Origin of the sequence: Reichenbachiella ulvae (genome assembly GCF_025833875.1) — a bacterium.
GTDB classification, from domain to species: Bacteria; Bacteroidota; Bacteroidia; order Cytophagales; family Cyclobacteriaceae; genus Reichenbachiella; species Reichenbachiella ulvae.
In genome coordinates, this window is the sequence record NZ_JAOYOD010000001.1 from 119,663 (window position 1) to 142,798 (window position 23,136).

Here is a 23,136-nt window from a genome sequence, read left to right on the forward strand (position 1 = left end):
TCTTACTCATTCTCTTCACTTGGTCACGCGCAAAATACCACTAAAACCCAAATATATATAAAAAGATATAAAGTGTAATATGTACACTTAATTAAATCGACGCTTTTTTTTCATGCCATGTTTTGTAGCAGGATTCAACGGTTTGGGTCCTATTATTAGGTCTTAAGAATCAGAATTCAGCCTTGTCCTTGATCTGATGGACAAACTGAGTAGGGGAGATGCCGTATTCTTTTTTGAACGCACGAGTAAAGGAGTTAGGTAAGTCATAGCCTACCATGTACCCGACTTGAGATACGTTGATCTTTCCCTGAGAGAGCAATTGTTTCGCTCGGGTCAAACGGAAAGACTTTAAAAGATCTACAGGCTTCTTGCCAGTCAACTGTTTTACTTTACGGATAAAGTGCATGTGACTCATGCTGACCATTTCGCACATACGCGCTACATCAAACTGGGCATCGGAGACATGATCTTCCAGCATCGCGGATAGCTTTTCAATAAACTCCTCGTCTACAGAAGTGACCTTGATGTCCTTGGGTTTGAATTTGAGATTATCGGCGTATTTGACCTTGAGCTTTTCTCTAGAGTCGAGTAGGTTTTCTACACGGGCATTGAGCAACTCTGGCTCGAATGGTTTGACGATGTAGCTGTCCGCACCCGATTCATAACCCTCGATGCGCTTGCTGTTCATGGCCATGGCTGTAAGCAGAATCACAGGTATGTGACTCACAGTCGGGTCCGACTTGATTTTTTCACAAAATGTAATCCCATCCACTTTGGGCATCATGATGTCAGAAACGACTAGATCCACATAGGCGCTTTTCAGTGTATCAAAACCCTGTTCGCCATTGTTGGCGGATAGTACGTTGAACTGATCCGAGAGTAGTGATTTGATGAAAGCGAGCATGTCTCGGTTGTCCTCTACTACCAGTATCGTTTGCTTTTCTGTATCATGTGCGCTGGCATTGGCCAGTTTTAGATTCAGGTCTTCATCTTCTTCATTGGATTCTGATGGATGAGGAGCACCATTGAGCATCTGATACTCAAAGTCTTCCGCCATGATATGGCCTTCTGCTTCGAGGTTTTGAGGGATGAAAACTGTGAATCGGGTACCTTTTCCTGTTTCGCTTTCTACTTTGATATTGCCTTGATGTGCCTCGATCAAGTCTTTGATATAGGAAAGTCCAATGCCGCTATTGGCTTCATTTTGGTCTTCTACATCGTTGTGTCCAACTGCAAATCTTTCGAATACCTTGTCCAGGATGTCTTTGTCCAGCCCTGTACCGCTGTCTTCGACTACCAATCTTATAAATTCCAGATCACTGTCTTTTTTCAAGTAAGTTTCGGATTGCAGGATGCTAATCTTAATGTCGCCTCCATTTGGGGTGTGTTTGAATGCGTTGGAGACTAAATTGAATAGCACCTTTTCGACTTTATCCTGATCATAGAGGATTTCGAGTTTTTCAAAGTCTGTTGCAAACTGCAGATTGATATTTCGGTCTACTGCCTGATTGTTGAAAAGATCTTTGATCCCTTTGATGAAAGCCACTACATCATTTTTAGCCAGTACCAGATCTAGGTTTCCAGCTTCTATTCGGCGCACTTCGAGTAGTTGATTGATAAGTTTTTGTAGCCTCTTGGCATTTTGCTTGATGATGTGATAGTAACTCAGTTCTTTGGAATCATGGGTGCTGTCTTTCTCCAGTTTGTTGATAGGCCCCAATATCAAGCTAAGTGGTGTTCTGAATTCGTGCGTTATGTTGGTGAAGAATTTGACTTTAGCTTGTGATAGTTCTTCAATTTTCTGCACTGCTTCTTCGAGGGAATCTTTCTGTTTTTGTACTTCCTCATTTCGCGACTCCAATTCACAGTTGGCCGATTGAAGTGAGCGGTTAAGTTTTTCCAATACCTCCTGCTTTTTCATAAGTACATATATGAAATAGCCAATCACCAATAGCAAAGAACCAATGAGGCTAATGAACCAGGGTTGTTTCCAGACTGGAGGCAATACGCTGAATTCGATGCGTGCAGGAGTGGGGTCGATGTTGCCTTCTGTATCGATGGCTCGGACCTCAAAGGTGTAATCTCCATTTTGCAATCCTAGAAATGTATGGTTGGTATTGGAGGAGAATTTGGACCAGGGCTCATCATTGATGCGGTATGAATAACTCAATTGGTCTGCATTGACCTTGTTGAAGAAGTGGCGGCCAGACCAAAATATAGAGGTATTACCGGTGTTTTCTACCGTTTCCGAATAAACCTGAATGAAGGTCTCTGGAGCTATACTGTCTTTGATGAATCGATAGCAGTTGAACTTGTCTTTGGCAGATTGTGAAGGCTCTCTGTCGGTATAGACTCTACGCTTCCATTCACGTAGCGAACGGCTGACCCATACTTCGTTTTGATCATTGGTCTTGATAGTGCCTCCTTCGAAAGAAAGGGTTAGCTCATCAGGGAATATGTTGTTGGTCCAAACTTTGCCATTGAAATAGCTGATGTCCTTGTCGGTAGCTACCCATATTTCATCACCATCGGATGAAGTGGCTACACTGATGATGTTGTTACTGACTAGTCCATTGTTGATCGAGTAGTTGGTCCAGTCATTGTCCTCGTATATATATAATCCATGTTGGCGAGAGCCTACATACAAGGTGCCTTGATCATCGTTTTGCACATCGTTCACAAAGTCGTTTAGGTCAGGTATGTCCAGGTATTTCCAGGATACTTTGTCAAAGAAACAAAGTGCAGTTCCGCCAATCCACATACGACCATCTTTGCTTTGGGTGATACCATAGGCATTGAGTTGGTTGAGTCCATTGAGGCGACCCTTGTGATAGACAGGGTGACGAACCTGGCTGTGTGGATTGATGATCTGCACCAAGCCACCGGATTGTCCTTTTTCCAAATAAACATCAGGGCTACCTCCCAGCCAGATAGAACCATCGCTGGATTCGAAGATGGCTCGGTAGTCAACGCTCCAACTCATGGAGTCGAATTTCATTTTGACCCAACTGTCGTCGATGAAGATACTGGCGGCCGCCACTCCCTGGTGGCTACCTACTGCCCAGACATAATCCTTAGAGTCTATATATAAACTCACAGGTGATTCGATCAAGCCGTCCTGCGGATCAAATTGACGCCAGCCATTGGCAGATTGCTCTATGGCCCGACCTTCAAAGTCCAGAAACCAGGTTTTTCCAGCCGCAGTTTTTCCCTGATAGTTGAGTCCCTCGTAGGTCAGCCATTTGTCATGAGATAAGTCCACACGGGTCACCGATGACTTTTTCTCAAATATCCAAAGCTTAGAATTGTCGCTACTATGAATATCGATATGGCCGTGAGGGATTTTAAAATTTTCAGAGTTGTATTTGTGCCAGGTGCCGTCCGGATCCAATGAATAAAGATTACCGATTCCACTGATCCATATTTTGCCATCGTCGGTTTCCAGTATATTTTCAGAGTATTCGTCATCACCGAATGGTCGTGCATAGTAGATGGCTTTCCAGTGGTCATTTCTGAATCGTAAAGCCGGGCTCTTGTTGGATTTGTTGATGATCCAGATGTCCCCGTTAGAAGCCTGCATGATATGCTGTTCATAGCCCAGGTCTATGTCGTAGTAGTTGCTGAGCAAGCCGCTTTGCGCAATGTCTTCTGCATAAAAGTCCTTCTCGTTTAGGATGATGATATCCCCTTTTTCATCTTCCAATTTGTATGTGATTCCGATCCAGAGTTCCCCGGGTTTTACTTCATGAATATCCGGGAAATTGTCGAATTTTCCATTTAGTAATAATTCGTCAGGAATAGCCAAATAGTGAATGGAAGGTTCTTGTCTCTTAAAAGTAACGATGCGTTTGGGATTGCTTAACAGTACCGTTTTGCTTTCGTCGTATAGGAAAACGCCCTGATCCGTGGCTGCAACCAAACGACCACTTTCTAATTGCTCGATGGATTTGAAATTTACTTTTGGGGATGGAGGAAGAGGAAAACAGGTTCTCCATTCATCACCTTCTTTGATATAAAGTCCCCTTCGGGTGGCGGCATAGACCTTTTGATCTCGGTCTACGAATACCTTTTGGACAGCATCGCCACTTAGCCCATGCTGGGAGGAGAAGTATTGCCATTCGTATCCGTCATATTTGGCAACTCCCGAATCCAAACCGAACCAGACTTCATCTTTTCCAGGGACTGACGCGATGCTTCTGAGCCCCTGGTTGTCTAACTCTGGGAAAAAGGCATAGCGCCATTCTTCCTGCATGGGGTTAGCGATTTTTGGCTGATAGCTATCAGAGGCCCACGCCGAAATCGATAGCAATAGAGCCATGGCAGCAAGACAATGCTTTTCTTTCATCCAGTAATACATGCTTTTAGTCTAGTTTTTCCCTGAAGGTAGGTTAGGAGTCAATGCTACTTCGTTCTAAATTAGATAAATATAAGGAAGGGAAGAAGGATGGAATAAGGAATGATAAAAAATGTATAAGCTCCGCACTACCAATTTGGCTCCATCATCATCCATTTGATTCATAGTTTTTCCTATCTTTAGAACATGAAGAATCTAACATTAACAGGAATTGTAGCGCTGCTAATGCTCTTTAGCTGCGGAACGAAAAAAACAGATAGTGCCTCCGAAAAGGAGATGACTAGCGAAGAAGTAATGACGACTGAAGAAGCATCAGTAGACATGACCTCCGAAGAGGTAGAAGAGCTGGAGGAACAGGCCGCAACTGTGGATAGCCTTAGCACTGAAATTGAAGAGTCAGCCCAAGCACTCGATGAAGCATTGGATCAACTAGAAAACTAAGAATGATGAAAAGCTTGAAACTATGGATTGGAGTGTTGGTACTGGCATTGCTATGTTCGACAGGTGCAGTGGCTCAGGACACTACTCCAAAAGGAAAGGAAAAGAAAGAAGCCAAAGAAAAACCAGATAAGGCTCAGTCATCCAAAAAGGATGAAAAGAAAGTAGACAAAGAAGATAAGGTCAAGAAGGACAAGGTGAAAGAAAAGGGTGATGTAGAGGAAGATGAGGAAGACGAGGATGAAAAAATGGAATCCGATTCGGCAAAGGGCAATGCCTATGGTAAAAACAAAGGAGACCTAAAAGGTAAGGAATTTGGGCAGGCCAGAGCAGCAGAGGCTAAAATGAAGTCTGAAGAAAAGAAGCAAGAGCTGGACGAAACCATTTCTGAAAATGAAGAAAAGGTGAAAAAGGCCAAAGAGAAAATAAAGAAGAGTAAAAAGAATCTAGAGGAGAAGAAAGAATCAGGAGAGATCAGCGATGAGGAGTATGAGGAGCAGAAAGGCAAAATAGAAAACGCCGAGATGCGTGTGAAAGACCTCGAGTATAAGTTGGCCAAAGGCAAAGAAATGCGAAAAGACGCTGAGCAAGAGGATGACGAAGCAGATGAAGAGGAAGAAAAATCAGATCAAGAAGTGGATGAATAAAATCTTTTGAAACAATATGAATCAGGCAAGAAGTACTTTCTTGCCTTTTTTGTTGCTTTCGATTGCCGCTTCTACGATTTTGATCACATCTAGAGACTGCTCAGGTTTTACCACTAACTCAGTGCCATTTTGCAAGGTGTCGGCAATGCTTTCATAGTACATCATGTAGTTGCCTGGGAGTGACTCCACTCGACCCGTCACATGTAGACCATTGATTTCCGTATTCAACTTACCCCATAGTTGTCTATCTTCCATTCCCCAGTGATCAGAACCTGGGAGTTTTCCTGCTGCCAGGTCTGCTTCTTGCGGATCCATGCCCCATTTGAGGAATGAGCCTTCAGTGCCATGCAGTTGGTATCTTGGTCCTTCTTCTCTCACCAGATAGCTGGCCTTGAGATTTACAGAGACTTCATCATAGCCTAGGATAATATTGTAGCTGTCGTCCGCTTTTCCACCGGTGCGTTGTGTTCCTATCTCAGCAAATACGCTGTGAGGCATACCAAATAGCACATAAGCCTGATCTATCATATGCGTGCCCAGGTTGTAGACGATTTCTGCCCCGGTACCTTGTTCTTCCTTCCAGGTGTTGGGTTTGATGAAATTGCGATAGCGATCGAAGTGGGATTCGAATGCAACCAGCCTACCCAGCATTTGCTCCTTGATCACCTTCTGGACGGTGAGAAAGTCACTGTCCCATCTTCTGTTCTGAAATACACTGATCATCAATCCTTTTTCTTTAGCAAGATGGATGAGCTTTTCTGCTTCAGCGCTTGTCACGGTAAAAGGCTTCTCCACCACTACATGTTTGCCCGCATTCAGGGCTTTTTGACAAAAGTCAAAATGAGTGGTGTCCGGTGTATTGACAATGATCAAATCCATAGTTGAATCCTGAATCAATTCGTCGAAAGAAGTAACAACTTCTACTTCCGGGTAGATTTGTTTAGAGCCTTTGGGGCTCCTTTCTACTATAGTTTTTAAATTGAAAGCAGGGTGGCAGTGAATCAAAGGGGCGTGAAAAACACGTCCTGACATCCCGAATGAGGCAATTCCTGTTTGGATGGTTTTCATTAGTTGAGAGATGAGTTCAAAAAAATAGACCACCAACTTTGTTGGTGGTCCAAATAGTAAATAGTCACATCATACGCTTATTGATTAATCGTAATCAAATAATCATGTTGTGAAGATAAGAAAAAAGTGGTGAAAAAACATTTATTACCACAGGAGTATTCATTTCTTTACCTGCGGTGAGACACTAGAGGGGTAACTTGCCCTGATTTTTGGGAATAATGATGTCACCGACAAAGGCATAGCAATTATGATTAAGGAGAAGAGACTAAAAAAGAGATTTCAAGCGATGGTAAGTTTTACTTGCCTGATCGTTTTTTTTACTGCATCGGCATTGTCCTGTGAGGATGAACCAACCGGTGATGACCGACTTTCACACCTATTGCATTATACCCAGCCCGCTACCAAATGGACCGATGCTTTGCCTATTGGGAACGGGAGTTTTGGGGCCATGATTTTTGGTGATCCCGTCTCTGATACCATCAAGTTGAACCATGATACTTTTTGGAGAGGAGGACCTTCTGACTGGAACAATCCTAAGGCTAAAGAATTCTTTCCCCTAGTGAAGAAGGCCCTGCAGGAGGGGAATCACGATTTGGCAGACAGTCTGGTGAGAAACATGCAAGGCAAGGATACAGAGCCTTACCAACCTCTAGCCGATCTGGCGATTCATTTCCCAAAGGGAGAGGTTGCGGATTATCATCGATCTCTGGATATCTCTTCAGCTATTTATTCTCAGACTTACATCAAGGACGGAAACAGCATCACTTCCCGAGCGATAGCCAGCTATCCTCATGATGTCATCGCATATGAGCTGAAAAGTGAAGAAGAAGCAGGCCTTTCTTTTGAAGCGGTTTTTTCCAGCATTGTATTAAATAAGGTTTTTGTTGAAGACGAAATGTTGAAGATCAGGTGCAAAACCTGGAGTGATAGTACTTGGGATAGAGAAGGTATGGAGGCAGAGGTTTGGCTGAAGATCATTCCTCAGGGCGGCGAGCTCTCCTTTACGGATCATTCGGTCCAGTTGAAAGGAGCAGATGAGGCGCTGTTACTTCTGACTTGCGGTACCAGCTTCAATGGACGTTTTAAGTCGCCAGGTTATGAAGGAAAAGATCCTGCGGCTGGTGCGAAAGCAGACATGGAAAGAGTATTGCCTCTCAGCTTCGGAGAGCTGAATCAAGCACATAAGGCTGATTATCAAGCCATATATAACCGGGTCTCATTAGATCTGGCAGAGGCCGATACCCTCAGCCTTATGGATACGGATGTGAGAATTGATACCTATGCCGAAACCCAGGACAAGACCATGGTGGAGCTATTGTTTAATTACGGCCGTTACCTTTTGCTTTCATCGTCCAGAGAAGGTGGGCAGCCTGCGCACCTGCAGGGGATCTGGTCCAAATACATCTATCCACCCTGGAGATCCAACTACACCATCAATATCAACACCGAGATGAACTACTGGCCTGCGGAGGTCACTAACATGTCCGAGACGACTTAGCCTTTGTTGTCTTTTATCCATGACCTGGCCAAAAACGGAGAGAAAACAGCCGAGCTAAACTATGGATTGGATGGCTGGGTTGCTCATCACAATTCAGACATCTGGGCGCATACCGGTCCAGTGGCGGGAGATCCGATGTGGTCCAACTGGACGATGGGTGGAGCCTGGTTGATGTCGCATGTCTTTGAGCATTATTATTATACTGGCGACAAGGAATTTTTGAAGTCCTACCTTCCCGAGATAAAAGGAGCGGCGGAGTTTGTGATCGGGATGTTGGAAAGAAACGGTGGGGGATACCTGGAGCCTGCGATGGGTACTTCACCAGAAAATCAGTTTTATAGTTCGGCAGGCAAGGCGGTGAGCTTAACGAAAGGGACTGCCATGGACGTGACTTTGACTCGAGAGATTCTGGTCAGATGCAGAAGAAGCATGGAGCTACTCGACCCATCCAATGCTTTCCTCAAGACACTAGACCAAACCATCGCGCAGCTAAGACCCCTTAAGATTGGAGAGGATGGAACCTTGCTGGAATGGGATCAGCCCTACAAGGAACTTGACCCGCACCACAGACATGTCAGCCATCTCTATGGCTTGCATCCAGGCAATCAAATCAACCTCTGGGATACGCCAGAGCTATTCGAAGTGTGTAAGCAATCGCTGCTCAAGCGCGGAGATGAGGCCACTGGTTGGTCGATGGGATGGAAAATCAACCTTTGGGCCAGGTTACTCGACGGAGATCATGCTTTGAAGATCATGAACAACCTGATTCGAACATCAGATGTCGAGGGAGAGAAATGGGATCGTCCCGGACTATATGGCAACCTATTCGATGCTCACCCGCCCTTTCAGATTGATGGCAATTTTGGTTTTACCGCTGGAGTAGCGGAGATGCTCATGCAGTCTCACGCGGGAGGTATTCATCTACTACCTGCCCTGCCAACTGCCTGGGACAGAGGTGAAGTGAAAGGATTGAAAGCCAGAGGGGGTTTTGAAGTAGATATTAAATGGTCCAAAGGGGTCATGGAAAGTGCAGAGGTCAAATCAGCACTAGGAGGGTTGTGCGTGATTATTTCGGAGTGGCCATTGGAAATCCCGGGGGCAAAACGGGTAGAAACACCTGATTCTAACCCGTTGATGGAACCTATTGCTTCTGCCAGGCCTATTGTTTTGGGTGAGGGCGAAGCTGGAATTTCAGAATCCAAAAAATATTACATGTATCAATGGGAAACACAACGCGGACAGACATACTCAATTCAACCTTCCTTATAAAATCAATGAAAAATTGTAGGTTTTTCGAAAGTAGATTAGCTTAATTTTGATTAAAATGTGGCGTACATCGAGAAATTTATGAGGATTATTTACCTGACGGTAGCATGTGTTTTGAGTCTACCCACCTGGCTCTATGGTCAGTGGGAAAAAGAAATATCATTCGATGAAGTAGGGACGGATCAGGGACTGTCTTACAGTCAGGTAGATTGTATTTTGGAGGACCCATATGGTTTCATTTGGGTAGGCACTCTCTCAGGCCTCAATCGCTACGATGGCTATCACTTTCAGACCTTCTATCATGATGCCAAGGACCCGAATTCTATTCCCAGCAACGCCATCATTTGGATCGATAATGGACCGGATAGCACCATCTGGATCAATACTGGGCAGGGCATAGCCATCTACGATCCACGAGTGGAGCAGTTTGTCTCCAGTCAGGACTGGGCAGATCGAGTGGGGATTGACGACCTTCCCACGCTCAATAAAATCGTTCAATCCGCAAATGCTTCCTGGTTTTTGGTGAATGGCAGAGAACTGATCCGATACGATCATGAGGGGATATCCACGTATATAAATAGCCAGTCGGATAGCTACATCGAATTGTCTGATGTAGAGATCAGCGATATCCAAATGGATGATGAGGACAATCTCTGGATTCTATATCGTAATGGGACCATTGATGTGATCAATACACAAATAGCCAAGGTCACTCGTAAGTTTGACTTGAGTCAATCGACGGCCAATATCGGTTCACTTGGTTTTTTTATTGATTCGAATCAGGACATTTGGCTCTACAGCTCAGGCGGTGAGCTAGGACTGATCTACTACAACACCACCAATGGTGATATCAAACAATTGGACGAAAAAGTAATGGGTAGCAACATCGTCCGAACGCTAATTGAAGATGGAGATGGTTTTATTTGGGTAGGAACAGATCATGGTGGGATCACTGTCGTGAACAAGGAAGAATGGCTGACGAAGAATTACAGGTACCAGGCGAATAACCCTGCCAGTATCGGAAACAATAGTATCATCTCTATGCTGCGCAGCAGTCAGGGCATCATTTGGATTGGCAAAAGCCGTAAGGGGCTCAGTTATTACAATGAAAAGGCGGGCAAGTTTACCCACTACAAATACCCAAATGAAGATCCCTCATACAATGATATATTGAGTTTGGCCGAAGACGCTAGTGGGGATCTTTGGATAGGGACAAATGGCAAGGGACTGTTGCGTTTTGATCAAAAGACCAAAAAGATAGAACCAATGAATGTCTTGCAATCCGGTCAATCGGCCAGAGTGCCGGATATCATTGTGAGCATGTACTATTCCAGCGATCAATCGCTGTGGCTGGGAACTTACACCAAGGGACTGTATAGGTACAAAAACGGCCGATTGACCCAGTATAGACAAGGAGAGGCCGGAGGAATTTCGGATGACAATATTTGGGACATCTATGAGGATAGTAAAAAGGACCTTTGGCTGGGAACTCTGCTCAGTGGATTGGATCGCCTCGATACTGAAACAGGAGAGATTGAAAACTATTCCACAGATTCTGGTTTGCCGACCAACTACGTTACCGACATCACGGAGGACGATCAAAATCGAATCTGGATAGCGACAGGTGTCGGGCTGAGTGTCTATGACCAAAGGCATAACAGTTTTAAGAACTATTCTGTTTCAGATTCACTACCCGGTTCGCTCAGTAGCAACAGTGTAGTCTGCCTGCTCAATGACAGCAGGGGTAATATATGGGTAGGAACACTCAATGGTCTCAATCGCTATCTGCCCGAGGAGGATGCCTTTGAGGTATATAACAAAGAAGATGGCTTGGCTTCTGATATCATCATGTCGGTACTGGAAGACGAAACAGGAAACCTGTGGATTAGTACAGACAATGGACTGTCTAAATTGACCTTTGATGAAGGCGAGTTGTCTGTACAGACCTATAGTGTTTCGGACGGACTACAGGGCAACTACTACAACGAACGGGCGGGGATCATTACGCAGGATGGGATGCTGGCCTACGGAGGACAAAATGGCCTCAACTTTTTCCATCCTGAAAAAATTGATGTCAATGATCAGCCGCCATTGTTGGTCTTTACACAGTTTTATCTCAACAGCCAGCCAGTGAAGCCACTTGAGGAAATCAATGAGCAAGTGATCCTGAAGAAAAACCTCAATGAGCAAGACCAGCTGGAACTGCGCTATGATCAGAACTCCTTTGGCTTTGAGTTTGCCGCACTTACCTTCGATCAGGCCAGTGGCAACAACTATGAATACCGACTGGAGGGATTCGATGACCAATGGCTCAAGGTATCGGCAGACATCAGACAGGTGACCTATACCAATATCAATCCGGGTAGTTACCGATTCCGAGTCAGAGCCTCCAATAGCCACAACGTCTGGAGTGAAGAGGAGCTGACTATGGGGATTTTGATACATCCGCCATTTTGGAAGACCATCTGGGCATACATCTTCTATTTCATAGTTCTATTTGTTTTGTTGTTTTTGACGAGAGGGCTGATTGTACGACGCGAGCGTGAAAAGGCCAAAATCGAAAATGAAAGGTTGGATGCCCAGCGTTTGCATGAGTTGGACCTGATGAAGTTGAAGTTCTTTACCAATATCAGTCATGAGTTTCGCACCCCGATCTCGCTGGTTCTGACCCCCATCGAGCGGATGATCAAGCACCCTGATGATATCCGTCAGGTGGATTTTCATGTGATCCATCGCAATGCCAAAAGGTTGCTTACTTTGGTGAATCAGTTGCTGGATTTTAGGAAGATGGAAGCCAACCAGCATAGCTTGCATTATTCCTCTGGGGATTTGGTGAAGTTCATTCAGGATGTGGTCGATTCATTTTCCGATCTGTCCAAAGAGAAAGACATCGCTTTGAGTTTTGAGAGTGACCTGACGCAGTATTATACCTCTTTCGACAAGGATAAGATGGACAAGATTCTATTCAATCTGCTGTCCAATGCCTTTAAGTTTACTTTCGAGGGAGGGAAAATAGATATAGCCCTGGAGCTGAACGAAAAGGGGCATGTCGTGATATCGGTAGCCGATACGGGCATTGGCATACCGGCCGATAAGCAGGAAGCGGTTTTCGATCGTTTCATCCAGAGTGAGATCAAACCCAACATGATCAATAGTGGTACGGGAATCGGTCTGTCCATCACCAAGGAGTTTGTCGAGCTACATGGTGGTAATATATCTGTGGAAAGCGAAAAAGATGATGGCAGTACCTTCTTTGTAGAACTGCCGCTGAAGCAGGTGGATCACATGGAGGAAGAGCTGGACGAGCATGAAGGAGAAACCAGCCCTATCCCAGTAGAAGACAGTGAGGAGAAGGAAAGGGATGAGAACAAACCGAATGTCTTCATAGTGGAGGACAATGCGGATTTCCGTTTCTATCTCAAGGACAACCTGAAGCAATACTTCAATGTGTCTGAGTCCTTCAATGGCAAGGAGGCATGGAAGAAAATAGTGGCTCAGCATCCGGATATGGTTATTTCGGATGTGATGATGCCAGTGATGAATGGCCTGGACCTATGTAAGAAAATCAAGAATGATCCGCGTACTTCCAATATCCCCGTGATACTACTTACCGCGCAGACCTCTGAAGAGCACAAGATCATGGGGCTGGAAGCTGGCGCCATCGAGTGCATCTCCAAACCCGTCAACTTCGAGATCCTGGCCAGTACCATCAGTTCTGCGCTTAAATTTCAGAAGCGGGTCAACGAATCGAGCCAGCGTGTCAAAGCTGAACCGGAAAAAATAGAAGTCGTATCGAGAGACGAAAAACTGGTTCAGGACGCACTCGAACTGGTAGAGAAGAACATGTCTAATTCAGATTTTGGGGTAGAGGAGATGAGTCATGAACTGGGCTTCAGCCGAGGCTATCTGTACCAAAAAATGCTCAAGATCACCGGAGAGACTCCGATGGACTTTATCAGAAACATCCGCATCAAACGAGCCGCTGAGCTCCTGACCAAGAGCCAAATGACGGTATCCGAAGTGGCCTATGCCGTAGGCTACAACAACCCGAAGCTCTTTAGTCGCTACTTCAAGTCGGTCTACAAGATGTACCCATCGCAGTATATGGCCGAAAAGCAGGGGAAATAGCACTCCCGGCGCCCGGGACAGCCTCCAATCGTCCCGGGAAGAGGAACAAGTCCTCCGGGACGCCTCCAAAGTCTCCCGGGGAGGGGGCATAGTCTTCCGGGAAGCATGAGAAGTCTCCCGGGACGGCTCCATATTCACCCGGGAAGGGGGGCAAGTCTCCCGGGGAGTTAATTTTGGCATTGAATCGGTCACACAGCTATTGGTATTCGTGCCTATACGAGGTTATATGCTATACTCTTCAATTAACTTTACGTTGTTCTCTTTCAGATACTCCCACATTCTGGTTCGATAATAGGATCTTTTGAGGTTAGAGAAGTCTGAGAATTTGAAGCCTGCCTGATCAGTTTGAATCTTTAAACTTGAACCGTCACTAAGATGCAGTTTTATTGCATATCCGTTGATAAATGAAACTATTTCGGCTGACTTGATACTAGATAAGTCTACTTGAAACTTCTTCCTAAGAAAGTTAATTTTAATAGAAGTGTTTGAGAGCTCGGCAAGACCAAGGTTGGATCGATAGTAGGTAACAGCAACTATTGCTCCTAATCCAAGTATAATAATCGGAGCAGTGTTAATGATGCTTGACTGTTCAATCACACCATTTATGTTTACTGTTCCATTTGGGTCGAGCCAGTTTATTAAACCGCCAATGAAAAAAGTCATCCCAAAGAGTAATCCAAATACAATTAGTCCATAATAGCTCAAAGATTCTGACTTGATCGTTTCGTTCATTGTTCTTTTATCAACCAGATAGGCGGGTGGCCATTTCTATTTTAAACACCTCTAATGTAAAGAAACTGCCCAACCTCCGCAACAGTATCTACAATGCTCCGCGTTCAGAAAGAGAAAAATCCCGTAAACTGAGATTACCAAACTGCACAAAATTTACTCACGGGCAGACGAAACGGAATAGTTAAGATACTCTTGGCAAAAGCCACGAAAACACATGCCTTTCATTTTATTAGAAGCTTTCTATAGGCTTATCCTTCTTAGTGTTAATTTGGATTACCAGCAACCAGAATATTCCCACCATTATCGAGACATCAGCCATATTGAAAATTCCCGTTTGAAAGAATTGAAAATTCATGTGCAGGAAGTCAGTCACTGATCCATAGAGTATTCGATCATATAGGTTACCTATACCACCTCCTATAATGAAGGCAATTGGCAATGAATAGTTCAAGTCCATTTTTCTCTTTCTGAGTATGAAGACTAACATTCCAATTAGAACTAGTGATGGAAAAATTGTAAGCAAAGGAATTTTTATGAAGTTCGGTAAGGTGTTCCCAAGACTTAAGAATGCACCTGAGTTTTCTACTTTTGTTAGAGTTAAGTAGCTAGATACTACTGAGATCTTCTCGCCATAATTAATATAGTCTCTTGCAACGTTCTTAGAAATTTGATCACATCCGATGTTCGACAATAAGACTGTGATGACCATTACATTTCTGATTCCCTTTTTTAATATCTTCATAATTTTCGTCGTGTGTGTTCGATTGCTTTTAATCAGCGTATACGTGTCTTTTGATCATACAGCCAAAGTAGTGAAAATCTACCAAACCAACCAGTGAATCGATGAGAGCTGCATTCCACAGAGGTTGGCTAAAGGATCAGTTCTCACAGTTACTCTAGGTCATGTTACTTGCTTTTTTCTTTCCAGCCATCAATTCTTACATTGCCCTCATCTAACACAAGGTCTATATATTTCAAGTTGTGAGAAGATATTGGGAAGGTTCTGCAACTCGTGTATCTACCATAAAATCTAAATCAGTTTCTGCTGGCCTCTGTCAATTTTTTGAATAGTTGGTCTGGATCTGATCGGTTGTCCCAAATTACAAGAAGTTTAATGAAGTCTCTTTTGTTGATATAAAACAATGATACTGATTTGTGAATTGTTAGTTTTCTGAAATCCGTCTGTTCAAACGCTGGGCCAAGTTCGGGGTTTTGTTGAAGTTGTTTGATACGATATTCAAGTTGATCTAGAAAGTTCTCTTGTATTTGTACATTCCAAAGATCGCGGATGAAATTAGAAGTTTCAATTAGAGTTTGTTTGGCCGTTTCGGTCCATCGGACTTCTTTCATTTTAGGATGTCTCGAACTGATGTATGAACTGTTAAACTATCATCAGGTTCTGCCTCAGCAATTTTCAAAAGCTGAACAATAGCGTCTGGAAGATTTTCAAAGGATAATTTCTGAATTCCGGCAATTTGGTCAAGAACTACTTCATCTTCCAGATTCGCAATCCAGTTAATAAGTGATATTTTTTTCTGTTCAAGAGTCATGATATAAAGGTAACGAATTTTGCTGTCTGAAGATGTAGATGCTATCGCTAAGCTAGCGATTTGTATGCCCACCGCTGGCTAATACTTCGAATCTAGGGAAATCTGACATTGCTTGCAAAGAATCAATTAACCACTGCGTTTAGAAAGAAAAAAATCCTGTGAGCTAAAGTCAATTGAAAGCACTGTCATTTCTGAGCGGAAGATATCACGGTCGAGTTGCAGCTGAAATATCAGATGGGCAATTTGTCCATTCGCTATACCACTGGTTAGCGAGATGTTATTTTTATTCCGAGTCTTTCAGCTTGTTCCTTCAAATACCCTTGAAACGGATGTCCCTGATTTTCATAAAATGCTGAGTTTAATAGTTCTTCCGTTTTCTTCTCATTGTTCAGGTGTTTATGAATGATTGCTGCAAGAAGCTTAGATCTCCCAATTGTGTTAAAGTCCAATTGTCCCGTTGATTCGAAATATTCTAGAATCCGTTCATAAGACGAAAAGTTACTGAACCAGTCTAATCCTTTTCCAGTCAGTTCTTCGATTAATTCATTATTCTCAGGTTGAATGCTATACCATTCGTCTTGACTGTTTACTAATTCACCTAATCGAGTTCTAATGTGACAAGTGTATTCTGCAATGAATTTCGGAGTTGGCAAGTCCGAAAGTGTTGAATTAACAATGGGTAGATACACACCTAGGTTAATTGTGAATTGGCCAGACAGGTTCGGTCTTAATCCAGGAATTTCAGTTTCATTTGGGGCTGATTGCCACATCTGTAAGTTGATCACTTGGGTGATTTCATCATCCACTATTCTGTTGAAATTCCGTTGCTTTTTCTTGAAACCAATGGGCTTCAGGTGTTCCTTATGCAGGATGCTCTGAAATAAGTCTAAGGTTTTGTAGTTCTCACTCTTCATGTAGAAAATTCTTGCCAACAACTGTATAATACGCAAAGAGCATATTACACCTCTATTTTAATGGATTATGAGAACAGTTCTCATTATTTCTTTTTAACTCTTTCTAGAATCTTTGCTGCAGGAGGTAGGCTGCTGACATTCTTTGTATATCCAAAAGTAATCAGGTTACTCTGAGTAGCCTGATTGCTAGACTGTCAAGCCATCTACCTGTCAACCAAATTCAGGACGAAAGGCCTATATTTCCATCTGCAAACCCCGAAAGCCCAATTGTAAAGGCTCTAGACCCAATTGTAATGCCAAAAGTTCCAACTGTAACGCCCAAAGTCCCAACTGTAACGCCCGGAAGCCTAAGTGCAAGAGTCTGTTCAATAAAGTGTGGGGTCTATTCAGTGAACTGTGTCAGGATGAAGGGAGACAATGTCAATTTTGTGAGCAGTAATCCTACCAAAAAGTGGATCTTTGCCCTGAGACAATAACCCAAAGTATGAAACTACTCACCTATGGAAACCTATCTGCCGAATTTGAAAATCATGTCAGGGAAACCTATCCTGACATATCGGTTTATCGGCCGTCTACCAAAGAGGAATTGAGCAAGGAGATTCCCACTGCACAGGCCTATGCGGGCTTCAATGAATTAACAGGCTGTGATTTGTCTCAATTGAAATGGATTCATTCTTTTGGGGCTGGGGTAGATGCTTTCTTGGCGATGGATCACCTACCTAGTGAGATTCAGATATCACGTACCACGGGCAGCATGGGAGTCAAAATAGGGGAGTACTGTCTCAGCTACATCCTGGCCGATCTCAAAAAGGTGTTTCCCACCCGACACAATCAGGCACAAAAACGATGGCAGCAATTGCCACAGGTCAACCTTTACGATCAGAAGGTGTTGATATTAGGCACCGGTTCTATTGGACAGGGCATTGCCCAAACACTGAAAGGGCTTTGCAAAAGTGTAGCTGGCCTCAATCGATCCTTGCGTCATCCGGAGGCCTTTGATCAGGTACTGTCCATGGATCAGCTGGATCAAATCAAGGCAGCGCACTTTGATATCGTGATCAATGCCTTGCCTAAGACTTCAGCAACCAATGGGGTGTTGGATGCCTCCTTTTTTGCCCTTTTCCAAAATAGCCATTTTATCAATATCGGTAGGGGAAATACGGTTGAAGATCAAGTGCTCCTGGATGCATTGGATGCTGGATTGATTAGGCGAGCGACTCTGGATGTCTTTAACGTCGAACCATTGCCATCGTCTTCTCCTCTTTGGGATGATGAGCGGATTTGGGTCACCCCACATCAGTCTGGCCCCACGAGTATGCCCGATATCATTGAGAGTTTCGCATCAGCCTACCAAGCCTATCAGAGGGGACAGTCCAACGAGTTGTTTGTGAATAGGGAGGAGGAGTATTGATAGTTCTGATTTGTAAAGTCTTTGATGATCAAATAATTTTAACCGAATTATATCAAAACCAAGCCCAATGACCTTAAATCACCTCATTTTCAGCATCTCTATCTGCTTTATTTCATGGATCGTTGGATTGATCCTCAACGCAATAGCAATGAAGCTGCCTCAATATCAAAGATTGGCTCACTTCAACTTTGTGGAAAGCAAGAGGCTTAACCGATACATGGGCATTGGGGTATTCAAATGGATCGTAAAGAACACCCCTTTCAAATTTTTCAATCAGAAACTGAAAGCAACGGCCAAATTGAATCTGGACCAGCTCAATGACCTGCGCAAAGAAATGACCACTGCAGAGATCGGTCATTTAATCGGCTTTGTCTTTGTGGCAGGGTTCGCCGTGTACCAATTGTTTCTGATGCATTGGGTATCAACATTCAGTATTATGCTCGCCAACACGCTACTCAATCTCTATCCCTCTCTGCTACAGCAAGAGAACAAGCGGCGCATCGATCGATTGATCAAAGTAGTGGCGAGGTGAAGACATCAATGAGGCGTTATTAAGCTATGTGATGCCATTTTACTCAAGAACCTGCTGTCGAAAATCTATCATTTGTCTTGTGATTGGATGTTGACAATAAATAAATGCAACATTGTTGCATAAAATAGCAATGCCTTTACATTTGCTTCCTTAAATAATTAAAAACGCATGGAGCAAATCAAAATATACGACACGATTATAATAGGAGGAAGTTATGCAGGCTTATCAGCAGCTATGGCTTTGGGCAGGTCGTTGAGGCAAGTACTAATCATCGATAGTGGCCAGCCCTGCAATGCGCAGACCCCTCATTCGCACAATTTTATCACGCAAGATGGAGTGGCGCCAGGGATCATTGCTGGCAAGGCCAGAGCGCAGGTATTGGCTTATGATTCCATTTCGTTTTATGAAGGATTGGCTTTGAATGGAAGGCAATTGGATGGGGGATTCGAGATAGAGACAGATAAGGGGGAGCGATTCAAAACGAAGAAACTACTTTTTGCCTCTGGTATTCGAGATTTGATGCCTGATATTCCAGGTATAAAGGAATGCTGGGGGATTTCGGTCATTCATTGTCCTTATTGTCATGGGTATGAGGTACGCAATCAAAAGACGGGGATTCTAGCCAGTGGTGAAGTTGCTTTTGAGATGGGCAAGCTGATATCGAATTGGACCTTTGACCTGACACTTTATACCCAGGGTGAATCAAGTCTCAAAACAGAGCAGGTCACAGCATTGAAAAATAAAGGAATCCTGATCAATGAAAAGCAAGTGGTAGAGGTATCGCATGATCAGGGGCAAATAAAGGGCATAGAATTCAGGGATGGATCTAAGGAAAGTCTAAATGCGCTTTATGTGCGTTTGCCCTTTGAGCAGAAGTGTCAGATTCCCAATCAACTCGGATGTGAAGTGGATGAACAAGGTTACCTGGTGGTCAATAGGATGCAAAAGACCAGTCTGGATGGAGTCTATGCCTGTGGTGATTGTACCAGCCCATTTCGCTCTGTCGCCAATGCAGTGCAGTCAGGATCATTCGCTGGGGCAGTGATCAATAAAGATCTGATAGAGGAGGAGTTTTTGTCTCGTAAGTAATCAGATGAGCCCGGCATGGGGTGGATCACATGCCCGGCTTTGACTCTCCTTCAGTTCATTAACTCGCCTTTCTTATTCTCTTTCCTGAACATAGTTTCGTGTGTCCATATCCTAGTGATGAAGTAACCCGTGGGTCACTTTTGTTTATTTCCCATTCAACAATTCCTACCCCAGATTCAAAAAAATCTCCTCAAAACTGCGTTTAAACAGGGTTTTTTAAGGGGGATTACATTTTTGACCCCATTCATAAGCAAAGCATTACCCTCTCCGGTTTAACAATCAGATAATATTGAATTGTTGTTGATGCAGATCAACGTGATTAATAAACTATTTAAAAGAAAGACTATGCTAAAAAACTACAAGCTTAAAGCATTCTATTTATGTCTTTTTGCACTAGCCTTCTTAGGGTCGGGACAGTTGCTCGCCCAAAGTCAGGTTGTAAAAGGAACAGTCAGTTCAAGCACTGACGGAGAAGCACTACCAGGTGTGACAGTATTGCTGAAGGGAAGTACGACAGGTACCGTGACGGACCTGGATGGTAACTTTTCTTTGAACCTTAAAGAGGATGTTTCAGATCCTATTCTCGTATTTTCTTTTATCGGATATGTCAGTCAGGAGATTTCTGTTGGGAGTCGGTCGGTACTAGACGTGAGTCTGGAAGAAGATGTAACTGCTCTGGAAGAAGTGGTAGTTGTCGGATATGGGGTTCAGCAAAAGAAACTCGTAACGGGCGCCACAGGCCAGGTCAAAGGTGACAAGCTGACGGCATTGAGTACTACTGATGCACTTTCGGCCATGCAGGGTCAAGTGGCAGGGGTTAACATTTCTTCTACCTCTGGTCAGCCAGGCGAAGGTTTGAAAATCAACATTCGTGGTGTAGGTACCATCCATAACACTGGGCCATTATATATCGTGGATGGTGTTCAGACAGGAGACATTTCTTACCTCAACAACTCCGATATTGCCAGCATCGACGTATTGAAGGATGCGGCTTCTGCTGCGATCTATGGTTCGCAAGCTGCCAACGGGGTGGTTTTGATCACTACCAAAACAGGAAGTGCTGGTAAAGCACAGTGGACTTTTGATAGCTACTATGGTATACAGCAGCCGACTCGTCAGATCTCTATGCTAGATGCACAGGAGTATGCGACGATCATGAATGAAGCTGCGATCAACTCTGGCAACTTACCTTACTTCACTCAGGATTCTATCGCACAGATGGGAGCAGGTACAGATTGGGTAGACCAAATGATCTATGACAATGCCGTGATGCAAAACTATGCATTAGGTGTGTCGGGAGGTAGCGAAAAATCTACTTACTCTATGTCTGCTGGCTATACGGGACAAGAAGGTATCGTGGGTGGACCAGACGTATCTGACTATGAGCGTTTTTCTTTCCGTCTCAACTCAGAGCATAAATTTTGGAATGATGTTGTGACAGTAGGTCAGCACCTGACTTTTTCTTACATGAAGAAGAACGGTATTTCAGTAGGAAATCAGTACAACAACTCTTTTAGAGGAGCATTTGGTGTCAGTCCTTTCCTACCGATGTACGATGATGCAGGTAACTACCTGAACAACACTGCCAATGCGGGTGTGATGTATCAGGGGCAAGAATGGCAACCATGGAACCCAGGAGAAAACAACCCATACGCGAGTATGATGTTGAACAATCAAAATGACAATAGAAACCAAAAGGCGCTAGGTGATTTTTATGTTCAGATAGAGCCTGTCAAGGGATTGAAATTGAGATCAAGATTTGCTTATGATTATTATGCAGAGCAAAGAAGATCTTACAGACCTGTATATGACTTATCTATCTACGCCTTCAGAACCAACGACGAGGCTACTCAAAACATGAGTCAGGGTTTGGCTTTGACCTTGGACAACACTTTGTCTTATGACATGGAGTTTGGAGATCATTCATTGACTGCTCTGGTGGGTACATATATGTGGGTGAACAAAGGTCTTTGGATGAGTACATCCAACGCAGACTTGACAGTTTCAGATTTGGAGCATGCTTATATCAACAATGCGACCAACACAGATTTGACTCGATTGAACTATCAGGGAGCCCCAAATAACGATCAGAAGTTACAGTCATACTTTGGTCGTTTATCATATGATTTCAGAGACAAGTATCTTTTGAATGCAACCTTGAGAGCGGATGGTTCATCCAAGTTTTCTGAAGACAACAGATGGGGTTATTTCCCTTCAGTATCTGCAGGATGGGTACTGTCTAAAGAATCCTTCTGGGATGGAATAGGAAATACAGTTAGCTTCTTCAAGCTACGTGCGAGCTGGGGTCAAGTGGGTAACCAAAATATTGACGACTTCCAGTATTTGTCTCCAGTAGTGATCAACAAGTCTAACTACTATTTTGGTTCGGCAGGATACGATGCTTCTGGCAATGCAGTAGGTGCCTATGTGAGTAGATTGTCAAACAACAATATCAAGTGGGAGACTTCAGAGCAAATCGATGTGGGATTTGATGCCTATTTGATAGACGGTAAGATGGAAATCAACTTTGATTACTATCAAAAGAACACCTACGATTGGTTAGTAGATGCTCCAGGCTTTGCCACTGAAGGTGCAGATGCTCCTGTCATCAATGGTGGTAATGTACTGAACGAAGGATATGAGTTGGCATTGAGCTACAATGACAGAGTAGGAGATGATTTCAACTATTGGATCAGCGCGGTAGGATCTTACAATCAAAACGAGGTAACAGAAGTGCCGACGGATGATGGTATCGTACATGGTCTTAAAAATATGCTGTTCGACAACTCTCCAGAGTTTTACAGAAGAGCCGAGTCAGGCTATCCAATTGGTTACTTCTGGGGTCAGGAGACCTTAGGTGTTTTCCAGACAGAAGAGGAAGTTTTGAGCCATACCTCTGCTACAGAAAGTGGCACAGTAGTAATCCAACCTGATGCCAAACCAGGTGATCTAAAATTTGTAGATAGAAATGGTGACGGTATCATCAACGATGCGGATAAAACTATGATAGGTGATCCAAATCCTGATTTTACTTTCAGCTTGTCTTTAGGATTTGATTACAAAGGATTTGACTTTTCAGTATTGGGTTATGGGGTAGCTGGCAACCAAATCGTTCAGTCTTACAGAAACCACAATGCCTATGCTAACTACACCAAGGCTACTTTGGGCAGATGGCATGGAGAAGGAACTTCTAACTCTATCCCAAGAGTAACTCAGACAAATGAGAACCTAAGAATTGTTTCTGATTATTATATCCAAGATGGGGACTTCTTCAGAATCAACAACCTGACATTGGGTTATGATTTCAAGAACCTGATCCAAACTGAAAACATAGGTAAATTAAGAATATACGCTACGGTTCAAAATGCCTTTACTTTCACTAAGTATGACGGCATGGATCCAGAGATTGGATATGGTGTAGAGAATGGTTCTTCAGGAATTGACCTGGGCTTTTATCCAAGAGCTAGGACTTATATGCTTGGTTTGAACATGAACTTTTAATCTGAAAA

The 23,136-nt window shown here is 43.7% G+C and carries 15 protein-coding genes and 1 pseudogene; 9 read left to right on the forward strand and 7 right to left on the reverse strand.

Going from position 1 to position 23,136, the window contains the following annotated elements; translation table 11 throughout:
* Positions 1-169: 169 nt before the first annotated feature.
* Positions 170-4,357, reverse strand: coding sequence for a hybrid sensor histidine kinase/response regulator transcription factor (locus tag N7U62_RS00375; protein WP_264135888.1), 4,188 nt, complete (start codon positions 4,355-4,357; stop codon positions 170-172).
* Positions 4,358-4,540: 183 nt separating this feature from the next.
* On the opposite strand from N7U62_RS00375, the gene N7U62_RS00380 reads away from it, so the two are divergent.
* Together N7U62_RS00380 and N7U62_RS00385 are read left to right on the forward strand one after the other, a co-directional pair.
* On the forward strand, positions 4,541-4,795 hold the full coding sequence (locus N7U62_RS00380) for a hypothetical protein (RefSeq protein ID WP_264135889.1): 255 nt from the start codon (positions 4,541-4,543) through the stop codon (positions 4,793-4,795).
* A 2-nt stretch (positions 4,796-4,797) separates the two neighbouring features.
* The gene (locus N7U62_RS00385; RefSeq protein ID WP_264135890.1) at positions 4,798-5,439 is read left to right on the forward strand and encodes a hypothetical protein; all 642 of its coding nucleotides are present in this window, start codon (positions 4,798-4,800) and stop codon (positions 5,437-5,439) included.
* A gap of 21 nt (positions 5,440-5,460) precedes the next feature.
* On the opposite strand, the gene N7U62_RS00390 is transcribed toward N7U62_RS00385, so the two are convergent.
* Positions 5,461-6,507 (reverse strand): oxidoreductase, encoded by a 1,047-nt coding sequence (locus N7U62_RS00390; RefSeq protein ID WP_264135891.1) that lies wholly within the window; start codon positions 6,505-6,507, stop codon positions 5,461-5,463.
* A 286-nt stretch (positions 6,508-6,793) separates the two neighbouring features.
* On the opposite strand from N7U62_RS00390, the pseudogene N7U62_RS23185 reads away from it, so the two are divergent.
* From N7U62_RS23185 to N7U62_RS00405, 3 genes and pseudogenes are all read left to right on the forward strand, one after another.
* Positions 6,794-8,887: pseudogene (locus tag N7U62_RS23185) on the forward strand (glycoside hydrolase family 95 protein); the annotation flags it as partial.
* A gap of 12 nt (positions 8,888-8,899) precedes the next feature.
* The gene (locus tag N7U62_RS23190; RefSeq protein WP_404818029.1) at positions 8,900-9,274 is read left to right on the forward strand and encodes a glycoside hydrolase family 95-like protein; all 375 of its coding nucleotides are present in this window, start codon (positions 8,900-8,902) and stop codon (positions 9,272-9,274) included.
* Between the two features lie 78 nt (positions 9,275-9,352).
* Complete coding sequence (locus tag N7U62_RS00405) at positions 9,353-13,399, forward strand: hybrid sensor histidine kinase/response regulator transcription factor (protein WP_264135894.1); 4,047 nt, start codon at positions 9,353-9,355, stop codon at positions 13,397-13,399.
* 222 nt (positions 13,400-13,621) lie between these two features.
* Here the strand turns inward: N7U62_RS00405 and N7U62_RS00410 are convergent, their stop codons facing one another.
* The 5 genes from N7U62_RS00410 to N7U62_RS00430 all read right to left on the reverse strand — a co-directional run bounded on the left by N7U62_RS00410 (position 13,622) and on the right by N7U62_RS00430 (position 16,595).
* A complete protein-coding gene (locus N7U62_RS00410) occupies positions 13,622-14,131 on the reverse strand; it encodes a hypothetical protein (protein WP_264135895.1) in 510 nt (169 codons plus the stop codon).
* A 229-nt stretch (positions 14,132-14,360) separates the two neighbouring features.
* Positions 14,361-14,873: a signal peptidase II gene (gene lspA / locus N7U62_RS00415; protein WP_264135896.1), complete on the reverse strand. Its 513-nt coding sequence runs from the start codon at positions 14,871-14,873 to the stop codon at positions 14,361-14,363.
* 293 nt (positions 14,874-15,166) lie between these two features.
* A complete protein-coding gene (locus N7U62_RS00420; protein ID WP_264135897.1) occupies positions 15,167-15,481 on the reverse strand; it encodes a type II toxin-antitoxin system RelE/ParE family toxin in 315 nt (104 codons plus the stop codon).
* Positions 15,478-15,753 (reverse strand): hypothetical protein, encoded by a 276-nt coding sequence (locus N7U62_RS00425; protein ID WP_264135898.1) that lies wholly within the window; start codon positions 15,751-15,753, stop codon positions 15,478-15,480. Before N7U62_RS00425 ends, N7U62_RS00420 begins: the two co-directional genes overlap by 4 nt.
* 194 nt (positions 15,754-15,947) lie before the next feature.
* Positions 15,948-16,595 carry a DUF4304 domain-containing protein gene (locus tag N7U62_RS00430; RefSeq protein ID WP_264135899.1) on the reverse strand — a complete coding sequence of 216 codons (648 nt, stop codon included), beginning with the start codon at positions 16,593-16,595 and terminating at the stop codon, positions 15,948-15,950.
* Positions 16,596-17,079: 484 nt separating this feature from the next.
* Here N7U62_RS00430 and N7U62_RS00435 point away from each other — a divergent pair, with 484 nt between their 5' ends.
* The 4 genes from N7U62_RS00435 (at position 17,080) to N7U62_RS00450 (ending at position 23,128) form a co-directional block, all read left to right on the forward strand.
* The gene (locus tag N7U62_RS00435) at positions 17,080-18,006 is read left to right on the forward strand and encodes a D-2-hydroxyacid dehydrogenase (RefSeq protein ID WP_264135900.1); all 927 of its coding nucleotides are present in this window, start codon (positions 17,080-17,082) and stop codon (positions 18,004-18,006) included.
* 67 nt (positions 18,007-18,073) lie between these two features.
* On the forward strand, positions 18,074-18,538 hold the full coding sequence (locus tag N7U62_RS00440; RefSeq protein ID WP_264135901.1) for a glycosyl-4,4'-diaponeurosporenoate acyltransferase CrtO family protein: 465 nt from the start codon (positions 18,074-18,076) through the stop codon (positions 18,536-18,538).
* 168 nt (positions 18,539-18,706) lie between these two features.
* Positions 18,707-19,627 (forward strand): NAD(P)/FAD-dependent oxidoreductase, encoded by a 921-nt coding sequence (locus N7U62_RS00445; RefSeq protein ID WP_264135902.1) that lies wholly within the window; start codon positions 18,707-18,709, stop codon positions 19,625-19,627.
* 345 nt (positions 19,628-19,972) lie between these two features.
* The gene (locus N7U62_RS00450) at positions 19,973-23,128 is read left to right on the forward strand and encodes a SusC/RagA family TonB-linked outer membrane protein (protein WP_264135903.1); all 3,156 of its coding nucleotides are present in this window, start codon (positions 19,973-19,975) and stop codon (positions 23,126-23,128) included.
* Positions 23,129-23,136: the final 8 nt, after the last annotated feature.